Origin of the sequence: Oceanobacillus zhaokaii (genome assembly GCF_003352005.1) — a bacterium.
Taxonomy (GTDB): domain Bacteria; phylum Bacillota; class Bacilli; order Bacillales; family Amphibacillaceae; genus Oceanobacillus; species Oceanobacillus zhaokaii.
The window spans coordinates 2,151,094-2,163,992 of record NZ_CP024848.1 but is presented as its reverse complement, the minus strand read 5'-3'; the positions used below and the strand labels follow the sequence as shown (position 1 = coordinate 2,163,992).

Annotated in this window: 12 protein-coding genes; 9 read left to right on the top strand and 3 right to left on the bottom strand. The window is 36.7% G+C overall.

What is annotated here, in order from left to right; all coding sequences use genetic code 11:
* Positions 1-70: 70 nt before the first annotated feature.
* Both CUC15_RS11035 and CUC15_RS11030 read right to left on the bottom strand, forming a co-directional pair.
* On the bottom strand, positions 71-1,429 hold the full coding sequence (locus CUC15_RS11035; RefSeq protein ID WP_114916705.1) for an aspartate kinase: 1,359 nt from the start codon (positions 1,427-1,429) through the stop codon (positions 71-73).
* Positions 1,430-1,514: 85 nt separating this feature from the next.
* Positions 1,515-1,769 carry a DUF2627 family protein gene (locus CUC15_RS11030; protein ID WP_114916704.1) on the bottom strand — a complete coding sequence of 85 codons (255 nt, stop codon included), beginning with the start codon at positions 1,767-1,769 and terminating at the stop codon, positions 1,515-1,517.
* A gap of 428 nt (positions 1,770-2,197) precedes the next feature.
* On the opposite strand from CUC15_RS11030, the gene CUC15_RS11025 reads away from it, so the two are divergent.
* The 7 genes from CUC15_RS11025 to CUC15_RS10995 all read left to right on the top strand — a co-directional run bounded on the left by CUC15_RS11025 (position 2,198) and on the right by CUC15_RS10995 (position 9,845).
* On the top strand, positions 2,198-3,286 hold the full coding sequence (locus CUC15_RS11025) for a Leu/Phe/Val dehydrogenase (protein WP_114916703.1): 1,089 nt from the start codon (positions 2,198-2,200) through the stop codon (positions 3,284-3,286).
* A gap of 98 nt (positions 3,287-3,384) precedes the next feature.
* Positions 3,385-4,806, top strand: a complete 1,422-nt coding sequence (gene lpdA, locus CUC15_RS11020) for a dihydrolipoyl dehydrogenase (RefSeq protein ID WP_114916702.1) — start codon at positions 3,385-3,387, stop codon at positions 4,804-4,806.
* 124 nt (positions 4,807-4,930) lie between these two features.
* Complete coding sequence (locus CUC15_RS11015) at positions 4,931-5,923, top strand: thiamine pyrophosphate-dependent dehydrogenase E1 component subunit alpha (RefSeq protein WP_114916701.1); 993 nt, start codon at positions 4,931-4,933, stop codon at positions 5,921-5,923.
* A 13-nt stretch (positions 5,924-5,936) separates the two neighbouring features.
* A complete protein-coding gene (locus CUC15_RS11010) occupies positions 5,937-6,920 on the top strand; it encodes an alpha-ketoacid dehydrogenase subunit beta (protein ID WP_114916700.1) in 984 nt (327 codons plus the stop codon).
* Positions 6,921-6,937: 17 nt separating this feature from the next.
* Complete coding sequence (locus tag CUC15_RS11005) at positions 6,938-8,182, top strand: dihydrolipoamide acetyltransferase family protein (protein ID WP_114916699.1); 1,245 nt, start codon at positions 6,938-6,940, stop codon at positions 8,180-8,182.
* Positions 8,183-8,287: 105 nt separating this feature from the next.
* Complete coding sequence (locus CUC15_RS11000; RefSeq protein ID WP_114916698.1) at positions 8,288-8,719, top strand: BrxA/BrxB family bacilliredoxin; 432 nt, start codon at positions 8,288-8,290, stop codon at positions 8,717-8,719.
* Positions 8,720-8,852: 133 nt separating this feature from the next.
* Entirely contained in the window at positions 8,853-9,845 is a 993-nt protein-coding gene (locus CUC15_RS10995; protein WP_114916697.1) for an aromatic acid exporter family protein, read from the top strand.
* Between the two features lie 115 nt (positions 9,846-9,960).
* Here the strand turns inward: CUC15_RS10995 and prli42 are convergent, their stop codons facing one another.
* A complete protein-coding gene (gene prli42, locus CUC15_RS20085; RefSeq protein ID WP_162800303.1) occupies positions 9,961-10,104 on the bottom strand; it encodes a stressosome-associated protein Prli42 in 144 nt (47 codons plus the stop codon).
* A gap of 221 nt (positions 10,105-10,325) precedes the next feature.
* Between prli42 and CUC15_RS10990 the strand changes: the two genes are divergently transcribed.
* The gene (locus CUC15_RS10990; protein WP_114918441.1) at positions 10,326-11,456 is read left to right on the top strand and encodes a M20/M25/M40 family metallo-hydrolase; all 1,131 of its coding nucleotides are present in this window, start codon (positions 10,326-10,328) and stop codon (positions 11,454-11,456) included.
* Positions 11,457-11,644: 188 nt separating this feature from the next.
* The gene (locus CUC15_RS10985) at positions 11,645-12,895 is read left to right on the top strand and encodes a DNA polymerase IV (RefSeq protein ID WP_114918440.1); all 1,251 of its coding nucleotides are present in this window, start codon (positions 11,645-11,647) and stop codon (positions 12,893-12,895) included.
* The last annotated feature ends 4 nt before the right edge of the window (positions 12,896-12,899 follow it).

The following is a 12,899-nucleotide window of genomic DNA, read 5'->3' as shown; positions in this document are numbered from 1 at the left end:
ATTTTTTACATTCTTATCCAGCCATAAAAAAAGGCTGTGACCTAAATCATAGGTCACAGCCTTTTTTATATTAATTGTTTTTTTCAAAATACGCACGGTATATTGATTTAATTGCTCGATCAATATCCGATGATTGTATCCCGAACATCATGGAAACTTCTGAAGAACCTTGGTTTATCATTTCAATATTGACTCTTGCTTCTGCTAAAGCTGAAATTGCTTTATTGGCAACACCAATAGTATTTACTAGACCTTCACCAACCACCATAATTATAGCGATTCCTCGGTGCAGGCTAACAGTATCAGCATGCAGTTCTTCTTTTATTCTATTTAAAACAATTGCCTCTTTAGCAGGGGGAAAATTCCTCTCACGAATGATAACGGACATATCGTCAATCCCTGAGGGGGCATGCTCAAATGAAATTCCTTCATCCTCTAGAATTCCTAATAACTTACGACCAAATCCAATTTCACGGTTCATTAAGTATTTACTAACATATAAACTGCAGAAACCAGTATCACTAGCAATTCCAGATACACATTCATCCTCTTTTACTTCTCTTTCTGAAACAATGTATGTACCCTGTGCATCAGGATTATTTGTGTTTTTAATGCAGATAGGAATCTTCTCTTTAATTACCGGTATTAATGCCTCGTCATGAAAAACAGAAAAACCTGCATATGACAATTCGCGCATTTCTTTATACGTTAATATAGTGATTTCTTTCGGGTTTTCTACAATATTTGGATTCACGGAGTATACTGAGTTAACATCAGTGAAGTTCTCATATAACTCTGCTTTAACACCAGCAGCTATAATTGAGCCGGTGATATCAGAGCCACCTCTAGAAAAAGTAGCAAGTTTCCCTTGTTCCGTATATCCAAAAAATCCAGGTATAACCAATATCCCATCTTTTTGATGCAATGAATATATTTTTGCTAAGCTTCCAGGCAGTATTTGTGCATTTCCTGGTTCATCGCTAACAATGATTCCTGCATCTAATGGATTTATATAATGTGCATCTAGACCAAGACTTTGTAAATATGCACTTACAATCTTCGCTGAGCTGTCTTCACCAATTGCTTTTATTGCGTCTAATTTATCTGTAATTATTTGATCTTTTGTCAAAACAGTTTTAATTGTCGATTCAAATTCATTTAATAATTCATTTGAAAGATTTAATTCTTCGGTTATCTCAGCAAATCTATCCATAATCCGTAGAAAGTCGTCTTCATATTGTAATCCATTTATATAGGAATCGCCCATTTGAATAAGTAAATCGGTCATCTTTGTATCTGCTTGATCTCTCTTCCCAGGAGCAGAAACAACGATAAACTTTCTTTCCGGGTCACTTTTAATGATTTCGCCAACCTTTTTAATTTGTGTTGCATTTGCTAGTGAACTTCCACCAAACTTTGCTACCTTCATCCCAAATCCTCCTGAAAACAATAATATTTTCTTATCATACCATAATTCTCACCATTTTCAGTTAAAAGAACAAAAAAAGATGGAATTATCCATCCTTTTCGAGTTTTTCTAATTTGTTCTCTTTCATATTATGTTCCTTTTTCCGGTCACGGTAGATGACAAAGCCACCAAGAAACGCAATTCCTCCGATTGTAAAGAGAAATCCGATGACAAATTGTATTCCTGAATTAAAGAAGATAGGATAAAATTCCGAAAACAAGGAATCACGCATCATTTTAATTCCGAAAACGGTTAAAAACCCGGGTATAAATAATAATAGTAAGGCGATAATTCTAATCATTGCATTTTCCCTCTAATCCTTTTTGCAATTTCTAAGTTTAAGTATATCAAAATTTAGGATTAAGTGAAACTTCAGATAGTGGAGCTTAATTTTGGTTTTGCTTAACAAACGCTTGTAAAGTATGATATAAATATGGAAACTTTAACGAAACTGCAGGAATGGTAACATTCGGTCGATTTAATAAGCGAACTAATTTAAGATGGTTACTTCGCACTTTAAGTAAAGTTGAATAAATCGTGAAAATCGCCCATTTTTTGTACTGATATTTTGGATTGCAATATTTTTCTTTGTTATGTATTCTGTAATAAAGCGCTTTCATTTTTGGGGTTTTCAATTCTTAAAACTGCAGACATACCAAGTTTACTTTAATTTCTTGTACATATTTGGAAATGAATATATAATAGTTACTATTAGTAGGAGGTATTAAAATGGAAATTTTTACTTATATGGAAAAATACGATTATGAACAGCTAGTATTTTGTCAGGACAAAAATTCAGGTTTAAAAGCGATTATTGCTATACATGATACGACATTAGGTCCAGCTTTAGGCGGGACTAGAATGTGGACATATAGTTCTGAAGAGGCTGCGATTGAAGATGCGCTTCGATTAGCGAAAGGAATGACTTATAAGAATGCTGCTGCTGGTTTAAATTTAGGTGGTGGTAAGACGGTTATTATTGGTGATCCGAGAAAGGATAAAAATCCAGAAATGTTTCGAGCGTTTGGACGATATATTCAAGGATTAAACGGAAGATATATTACTGCTGAAGATGTTGGAACAACTGTTGATGACATGGATTTAATTCATTTAGAAACGGACTATGTTACAGGACTTTCAGGTTCATCAGGCAATCCTTCACCAGTTACTGCATATGGTATTTATAAAGGGATTAAAGCAGCTGCAAAAGAAGCGTATGGCGATGACTCGTTGGAGGGCAGGACCATTGCCGTTCAAGGTGTAGGTAATGTAGCTTTTGCATTATGCGGGCATTTGCATAAGGAAGGCGCAAAATTAATTGTGTCAGATATAAATAAAGAGGCTGTGAACCGTGCTGTTGAAGCATATGGTGCTACTGCAGTTGACCCGAATGATATCTATGATGTTGATTGTGATATTTATGCACCATGTGCATTAGGTGCGACGATAAATGATGATACGATTCCGAGACTGAAAGCGAAAGTAGTTGCCGGATCTGCAAATAATCAACTTAAATCAAGTGTGCATGGAGATATTCTATATGAAAAAGGAATTGTTTATGCTCCTGACTATGTTATCAATGCTGGCGGAGTAATTAATGTAGCAGATGAATTGACAGGCTATGATCAAGCCCGTGCATTAAGAAAAGTTGAAACCATTTATGATAGCTTAACGAAAGTATTTGAAATATCCAAACGTGATAATATTCCTACATATGTTGCAGCAGATCGAATGGCGGAAGAAAGAATTCAATCTGTTAGAAATTCGCGCAATCAATTTTTATTAAATGAACATCACATATTAAGTAGAAAAAAGTAATTTTTTATTAAAAATCTTAGGTTAAAGGTCTTACTTATGCAGTTGAAACGGTTTTACCTTTAAGTGACTGCTATATTAAATAAAGGAGTCCATAACATATGGCGAAGGATTATGATTTAGTTATACTCGGTGGAGGTACGGGGGGCTATGTGGCTGCAATTCGAGCTGTGCAATTAGGGATGCAAGTGGCTATAGTCGAAAAAGATAAACTGGGTGGTACATGTCTACATCGTGGCTGTATTCCTTCAAAAGCATTGCTCCGCAGTGCAGAGGTATTCAGACAAACAAAAGAAGCAAGTGATTATGGTGTCGAAACAAAAAATACAACATTAAATTTTTCGAAAGTACAAAAAAGAAAAAATGAAATCGTTGGTAAATTACATCAAGGTGTACTAAGTCTCATGAAAAAAGGCAAGATTGATATTTATGAGGGATACGGCCGTATTTTGGGACCAAGTATATTTTCGCCAATGCCTGGAACAATCTCTGTTGAATATGAAAATGGGGAAGAGAATACAATGCTTATCCCCAAAAATGTATTGATTGCCACAGGCTCAAGGCCAAAGTCACTACCTGGCTTAGAAATTGATGGCAGCTATGTGATAACATCGGATGAAGCGTTAGAGATGGACACATTACCTTCTTCGATGCTTATTATAGGAGCTGGTGTTATTGGCATCGAATGGGCTTCAATGCTTGCCGATTTTGGAGTAGAAGTTACAGTACTTGAATATTTGGACCACATACTACCTACAGAGGATGAAAGCATTGCCAAGGAGGTAGAAAAGCTTTTAAGAAAGAAAGGCGTTACTTTTATTAAGGGCGCCAAGGTTTTAGCGGAGACTATTCGCACTGAAGGGCATGTAACAATAGATGCTGAAGTGAATGAGGAGATTCATTCATTCACAGCTGAGAAACTGCTGGTTTCTGTCGGACGTGATGCAAACACTGCTAATATTGGTATCGAAAATACTGATATCGTCATGGAAAAAGGATATATCCAAGCTAATAAATATTGTCAGACAAAGGAATCTCACATATATGCAATCGGAGATGTGATTGGTGGAATGCAATTGGCCCATGTTGCCTCACGAGAAGGCATGATTGCGGTTGAGCATATGGCAAGTGAAACAACTTATCCTATTGAATATCACAACGTTCCTACATGTATCTACTCAAATCCAGAAGTGGCAAGTATAGGCTTTACCGAGAAAGAAGCGCTTGAAAAAGGGTTCGAATTAAAGATCGGGAAATTTCCATTTCAAGCAATTGGGAAGGCCCTTGTTTATGGTGAATCGGAAGGATTTGTTAAAATCATTATAGATAAAAACTCTGATGATTTATTAGGAGTCCATATGGTTGGACCGCACGTTACCGAGTTGATTTCCGAAGCTGGAATTGCGAAAATACTTGACGCGACGGCATGGGAAATTGCCCAATTAATCCACCCTCATCCGTCTCTATCAGAAGTAATTGGCGAGGCTGCATTAGCAGTTGAAGGATTACAAATACATGGATAAAGCAAAAGTTAATCATTGGGGTCAATACCGACTCCGATGATTATTACTGCTTTTTAAACCCTAAGAGGCAAATCATTATATTGAATACTGAATAAGAAGCTTGATTAATAAGGAGGAATGTTTCATGCCTAATAATCGACATGATGCACTCGGTTTATCAGATGCAGACGTTCTGGAAATATACAAAACAATGTTACTCGCTAGAAAGATTGATGAGAGAATGTGGTTATTAAACAGATCGGGAAAAATTCCCTTCGTCATTTCTTGTCAAGGACAAGAAGCAGCACAAGTTGGTGCATCTTTTGCATTAAATAGACAAGTCGATTATGTTGCCCCATATTATCGTGACCTTGGCGTAGTTTTAGCGTTCGGGATGACTGCAAAAGACTTGATGCTGTCTGCATTCGCGAAGGCAGAGGACCCGAACTCGGGAGGAAGACAAATGCCCGGTCATTTTGGTCAGCGTAAAAACAGAATCATAACAGGATCCTCTCCTGTTACAACACAACTACCACATGCGGTTGGTGTTGCTTTAGCTGGGAAAATGGAGAAGAAAGAAATTGTTTCCTTTGTGACCCTAGGCGAGGGTTCGTCGAATCAAGGCGATTTTCATGAAGGTTTAAACTTTGCTGGAGTGCATAAATTACCTGTCATTACGATGGTTGAAAATAATAAATATGCAATATCTGTGCCATTTGAGAAACAAATTGCAAGCGAAAACGTCTCGATACGAGCCAAAAGTTATGGCATGTTCGGAGAAACTATTGATGGGAATGATCCATTAGCAGTATATGAAGCTGTAAAACGAGCTAGAGAACGGGCAATAAATGGAGATGGACCGTCATTAATAGAAGCAATTACCTATCGATTTACGGCACACTCAAGTGATGATGATGATCGAACGTATCGTGAGAAGGTAGAAGTTGACGAGGCGAAGAAAAAAGATTCGATTATTACTTTTGCGTCTTATTTAAGGGACCTTGAAGTGTTAACGACTGAAATAGAAGAAAAAATTAATTATGAAATTGATTATATTGTCAATGAAGCAACAGACTATGCAGAAAATGCTCCATATGCAGCACCGGAAGATGCATTAAAACACGTATACGAAATGTAAAGGGGATATGTTTATGACTGTTATGTCCTACATCCAAGCAATTACAACTGCACTAAGAGAAGAAATGCTTCGTGATGAAAAGGTATTTATTTTAGGTGAAGACGTTGGTGTAAAAGGTGGTGTATTCAGAGCTACCGACGGATTATATGAGGAATTTGGAGCTGAACGGGTATTGGACACGCCATTAGCAGAATCAGCAATTGCTGGAGTTGGAATTGGTGCAGCGATGTACGGGATGCGCCCAGTTGCAGAAATGCAATTCGCAGATTTTATTTTACCGGCTGTCAATCAAATCATTTCTGAGGCTGCAAAGATTCGTTATCGTTCAAATAATGACTGGAATGCACCAATTACGATTCGTGCCCCATATGGTGGTGGTGTTCATGGGGCATTATACCATTCGCAATCATTAGAATCCATATTTGCCAATCAACCAGGCTTAAAAATTGTAATGCCATCCACGCCATATGATGCCAAAGGGCTACTAAAAGCAGCAATTCGTGATAATGATCCTGTACTATTCTTTGAACATAAGCGTGCATATCGGCTATTAAAGGCAGATGTACCTGAAGAGGATTATGTAATACCAATAGGTAAAGCTGATATAAAGCGAGAAGGAACCGATATTACAATTATCACGTATGGTCTTTGTATTCATTTCGCACTTCAGGCTGCTGAAAAATTGGCCGAAGAAGGTATTGATTCACATATTTTAGATTTAAGAACGGTTTACCCTTTAGACCAAGAGGCAATTATCACTGCCGCAAAGAAAACTGGAAAAGTATTATTAATAACTGAGGACAATAAAGAAGGTAGTATTATCGGAGAGGTTGCGGCAATCATCGCAGAGAACTGCCTGTTTGATTTGGATGCACCAATTATGCGATTAGCAGGCCCAGACATTCCAGCTATGCCATATTCACCGCCAATGGAGAAATTTTTCATGGTTAATCCTGATAAGGTAGAAAAAGCGATGCGTGAATTAGCAGAATTCTAACAAAGGAGGGATAAAAGATGGCAAAAGAAAAGATTACGATGCCACAGTTAGGTGAAAGTGTTACAGAAGGAACGGTAAGCACTTGGCTTGTAGCGGCTGGTGATAAAGTAAATAAATATGATCCGATTGCGGAAGTATTAACTGATAAAGTGAATGCGGAGGTTCCTTCCTCTTTTTCTGGAATCATTCATGAGTTAATAGCAGCTGAAGGCGATACTATCGCTGTAGGTGATCTAATGTGTTACATTGAAACACAAGAAGTAATTGTTGAGGAACCGTCTACAACGGAAAAAAACGAACAAGTTGTGGAGTCGACTGAAGCGGCACCCATGGATAATCAATCAATGAAGAAAAGATACTCACCTGCAGTATTACGATTGGCACAAGAAAATAACATTGATTTATTAACAGTTAATGGCACTGGACGCGGCGGTAGAATTACTCGTAAGGATATTGAGAAAGTAATAAGTGCGGCACCAGCAGAAACAGCATCGACTAACATCGTTGATAAAGCACCTGCAAAATCGGAACAACATGACACGATTATTCCTGACATAAATCAGGGTGATATTGAAATACCTGTTCAGGGTGTTCGAAAAGTTATTGCACAAAACATGGTGAGATCCAAACAAGAAATCCCACATGCTTGGATGACAGTAGAAGTAGATGTCACTGACTTAGTAAAATACCGAAACATGCTTAAGCAATCCTTCAAACAACAAGAAGGTTTTAACTTAACGTTTTTTGCTTTCTTTGTAAAAGCAGTGGCCCAAGGATTGAAGGAATACCCTCAATTAAACAGCCAGTGGGCAGGTGATAAAATTATTCAAAAGAAAGATATTAACTTGTCAATAGCGGTTGCCAATGACCAAGAGCTATTTGTCCCTGTAATCAAAAATGCGGATGAGAAGAGTATTAAAGGAATTGCTAAGGATATTACTGAACTTGCAAATAAAGCAAGAACAGGAAAGTTAACATCAGATGATATGAAGAACGGAACTTTTACAGTGAATAATACTGGAACTTTTGGCTCAATACATTCAATGGGGGTTATTAATTACCCGCAGGCAGCAATCTTACAAGTAGAATCGATTGTTAAACGACCTGTAATCATTAATGACATGTTTGCAGCACGAGATATGGTTAATTTATCCTTATCATTAGACCACCGGATTCTTGATGGTTTGGTTTGTGGTAAATTCCTGGCCCGAGTAAAGGAAATTCTTGAGAATATGAATGAAACGACTACAAATGTGTATTAAATAGAATAGTTGAGCTGTTGAGTTATATAAATTGATAATAGTGATTTATCTTGTTAATCTAAGGTTAGCATTTAAAAATATGTAATATTGAAAGGAATGATTAAGTTGGATTTTAATTTATTTATGAATGATGTTGTTGACGCAGCACGTAAGGATATCGTTGAAGCGGGTTACGAAGAATTAAAAGCACCTGAAGAAGTAGATGTAGCTTTTTCAAGGGAAGGAACGACTTTAGTGATGGTAAATTCAACTTGTGGGTGTGCAGGTGGCGTTGCCCGTCCAGCAGCAGCAAATTCTATTCATTTTGACAAACGTCCAGACCATTTAGTTACAGTTTTTGCAGGTCAGGACCGGGAAGCAACAGAAAAAGCACGCGAATATTTCGAAGGATATGCTCCATCCTCTCCTTCATTTGCATTATTAAAAGATGGAAAAATTGTTAAAATGATTGAACGTCATGATATTGAAGGATATAGCCCAATTGAAGTAACAGGTAAATTACAGCAATTATTTGATGAATATTGTGAAGAAGTGTAAAGATAGATTATAAAAATGATCGAATAGGAGGCTGACTCTTTACTAGTGGGTCAGTCTTTTTAAGAACAAAAATTCATTAATGATCTTTCTATAATTGTATGGTTCCTGAATAAATTTACGAGGAGAAATTACTGTGAAAATTGGCTATCGAACGATAAAAACTGCAATAGGGACACCAATAGCAGTATCGATTGCTCAATTAATAGGATTAACAAACTTTGTATCCGCTGGAATATTAACTATTCTTTGTATCCAGCCGTCAAGAAAACGTTCGTTTGTTACAGCATGGGATCGGTTTTTAGCATGCGTGATTGCAAGTATTTATTCCTTCTTTTTCTTTGAATTATTAGGATATAATCCTGTTGCATTAGGGATTATGCTAATTGTTTTTATCCCCACAGCAGTATTCTTAAATATTACTTCAGGTATTACAACAAGCTCCGTGATTATCCTGAACCTTTATAGTGCTTCTAGTAACCCTGCTTCCTTTTTAATTGAACAATTCCTGCTCATTATTATTGGGATTGGTACTGCATTTTTATTAAACTTGTATATGCCTAGTTTAGATAGAATTTTCGAAACGAAACAAAAGAAATTAGAGGATAATTTTCAGGATGTACTTTACCAAATATCTGTATATATAAGGAAAAATGAAGAAGCGTGGGATGGAAAAGAGATTCTTGAAAGCGAGGAAATTTTGAGTAAGGCAACGAACTTGGTTGAAAGAGACTTAGAGAACCACTTATTAAGAAACAAACATCCATATCGAGATTACTTTCGAATGCGCAATCGTCAACTTGAACATCTAAAAGCAATGCTTACGATAGCATCTCAATTAAAAAGTACGGATTCACTATCAGATATAATTGCCGATTACTTTGAGCGGCTTTCAAAGAATGTCTATCCAGAAAACACGGCGGTTATCTTCCTAAATGAGCTTAAAGACCTTAAGAAATCTTTTTATCAGGAAGGGTTGCCAACTACAAGAGATGAGTTTGAAACTAGATCTAATCTGTTTCAATTATTGCATGAGGCGGAAGATTATTTGAAGATTAAACAAAAATATAAAAAATCAGATGTTAAATTAGTGAAGCGCCAAAAAGAGAGTAGAAAACAGGATTCTTAAGATTAACTTGGTTAGCAATTGGAGACAGCCATTGTTGCAATATTTGTTAAGAAATCCGTTAGACTGTCTTATTTACCCAAAAAAGACTGGATTAAATTATCCAGTCTTTCCCCATTTAATAATAAATAAAATATGCTAATCCAGCTGTTATAGTGGATATTAACATAGCAATAATCATAATATATACGACTAGTTTTTGTCTTTTTTCACGTTTAGATTTCTTTCTAGGTAGTTGTTGAGCATTTTGTTTTGTAGCCAAAAATACCCCTCCTCTTCTCTACATTTCTATTTTCATTTTAACTTGAAAATCTGCGTTGGACAAGTATTATTCATAATAATAATCCGTTTGTGGGAAACTTTATAATTTGGTGTTATTAGATAAGACTAGGGATGCTTTGAAATATGTTTCGAATAGTTCCTATTGTAATATTTGAGAAAAATGTAGTAATCTATAGGTGTAGGAGGTTTTAAGTAATGACAATAGTGAATCAAGAAAGACTAGTAGATGAATTTATCGAATTGGTGAAGGTTAATTCGGAAACAACAAACGAAGCAGAAATTGCACAAGTATTAACAAAGAAATTTACAGATTTAGGTATTGAGGTAGTCGAGGATGACAGTAAGAAAGTCACAGGTCATGGTGCAAATAATTTAATATGCACCCTTAAAGGTAATAAAAAAGACATCGATCCAATTTACTTTACATCTCATATGGATACAGTTGTACCAGGTCAAAATATTAAGCCGCAGGTAAAAGATGGAATAATTACTTCAGACGGAACGACGATTCTTGGGGCTGATGATAAAGCGGGTCTTGCAGCAATTTTTGAGGCTTTAAAATTAATCAAGGAAAATAATGTAGAGCACGGTGATATTCAATTTATTATTACTGCCGGAGAAGAATCAGGACTAGTAGGTGCGAAGGCTCTAGATCGCTCATTAATCCATGCAAAATATGGCTATGCATTAGATAGTGATGGGGAAGTAGGAGATATTGTAGTTGCTGCTCCCACTCAAGCAAAAGTTCATACAATCATTAAAGGAAAAACAGCCCATGCAGGTCTAGCACCGGAAAAAGGCATTTCTGCAATTACAGTTGCTGCTAAAGCAATTTCGAAGATGCCACTTGGTAGAATTGATGAAGAAACCACTGCCAATATCGGTCGTTTTGAAGGTGGAAAACAAACAAATATTGTTGCAGATCATGTGGAAATACTAGCTGAAGCAAGGTCATTAGTGACTGAAAAAATGGAAGCACAGGTTGCTAAAATGAAGGATGCATTTGAGACAACAGCTAAATCATTAGGTGGGGAAGCAATCGTTAATATCCAGGTCATGTATCCTGGCTTTAACCAAAAGGCTGGAGATCAAGTTGTTGAAGTAGCTAGAAGTGCTGCAAGGGCAATTGGAAGAGAAAGCAAGCTGATTAAAAGTGGTGGAGGCAGTGATGCCAACGTTATTGCTGGATTCGGTATACCTACTGTTAATTTAGCAGTAGGATATGAAGAAATCCATACAACAAACGAACGAATTGCTGTAGATGATCTTGTGAAAGTAACAGAGTTAGTCGTTGCGATAATTAAAGAAGTGGCAGCTAACGAACTTAAATAATTTACTAGCCCCTCAAGCGAAATTAGCAGAGAGGGGTTATTCATTGGCGGATTGAGATAGTATGTTACATTACATATTAAAGCGCTATGAATAAAGATAACCTCAATTTTATCCAATATTACTAGCTATGATTGATTCGTTAAGCAAATATACCTAAGTACAATTTTTATAGAGGACGATTGATGATGATTCAACCAAATTCGAAAAAAGGCCGGGTAATTTTCCATATTGATATGAATTGTTTCTATGCATCTGTAGAAATGGCATACAACCCTAAGCTTAAAGGAAAACCATTAGCCATCGCAGGCAACCCTGAGGAAAGAAAAGGGATAATTGTAACAAGTAGTTATGAGGCAAGGGCAAAGGGAGTAAAGACGACCATGAATATCTGGCAGGCGAAAAAGCTTTGTCCAGAACTAATTGTAATGCGCCCTAATTTTGACAGGTACCGAGAGGCCTCGAGGGCAATATTCAAAATACTTTCCGAAATAACGCCCTACGTACAACCAGTCTCAATAGATGAAGGTTACATGGATGTAACATCGAGTAATATGGACGGAACACCGATAGAGCTTGCAATAAACTTACAGCAACGAATATTAAATGAGCTTGATATCCCGTGCAGTATTGGTATCGCTCCTAATAAATTCTTAGCAAAAATGGCATCTGATATGAAGAAGCCTTTAGGTATCACTGTTTTAAGAAAAAGAGAATTGCCAAAAACCCTTTGGCCATTAAAGGTAGAAGAAATGTATGGTGTCGGAGAAAAAACAGCAAAGAAATTAAATACAATCGATATTCATACGATTGGTGAACTTGCAAAGAAGGACTCTTACCAATTAAAACAATTATTAGGAATAAATGGCGAGCGATTAAAAAATCGTGCGAATGGGATAGACACGAGGCCAGTAGATCCCGATGCTATTTATGATTTTAAAAGCATCGGCAGTTCACAAACGATGCCTGAGGATACAACAGATTTGACTGTCATCCAGAGACTATTGAAGCTGTTAGCAAAAAATGTGGAGCGAAGAATGAAGCGAAAGGATGCTGCCGGGAAAAGTATCCAAATTATGATTCGTTATGACGATCGAAGTACGATTACACGAAGTAAAAAACTGCAATCTTTTATTGAATTAAAAGAAGATATTTATCAACTGGCGGATGAATTATTTCAGAAACATTGGAATGGCGAGCCAGTGCGATTGCTTGGAATAACCGTTCAGGATGTAGAGGAAAAGAGAAATATTGGTCAACAACTGGATCTATTCACGTATGAAAAAGTCGCACTTAAAGAAAATTTATATAGTACGATAGAGAGTTTGACTGAAAAATACGGGGAAAATCCGTTTAAACAATGGAAAGCAGCAGATAAAAAAGAAGATATACAGCCCCGAACTAGCTTTCAAAAAGATTTCTTAGACGACTATAGAAAATAGAAGC

Coding starts and splice junctions, on each gene's coding strand:
- CUC15_RS11025 (WP_114916703.1), top strand. CDS start 2,198: ATGGAAATTTTTACTTATATGGAAAAATACGATTATGAACAGCTAGTA.
- CUC15_RS11030 (WP_114916704.1), bottom strand. CDS start 1,769: ATGATTAGAATTATCGCCTTACTATTATTATTTATACCCGGGTTTTTA.
- CUC15_RS11015 (WP_114916701.1), top strand. CDS start 4,931: ATGCCTAATAATCGACATGATGCACTCGGTTTATCAGATGCAGACGTT.
- CUC15_RS11010 (WP_114916700.1), top strand. CDS start 5,937: ATGACTGTTATGTCCTACATCCAAGCAATTACAACTGCACTAAGAGAA.
- CUC15_RS11035 (WP_114916705.1), bottom strand. CDS start 1,429: ATGAAGGTAGCAAAGTTTGGTGGAAGTTCACTAGCAAATGCAACACAA.
- CUC15_RS11005 (WP_114916699.1), top strand. CDS start 6,938: ATGGCAAAAGAAAAGATTACGATGCCACAGTTAGGTGAAAGTGTTACA.
- lpdA (WP_114916702.1), top strand. CDS start 3,385: ATGGCGAAGGATTATGATTTAGTTATACTCGGTGGAGGTACGGGGGGC.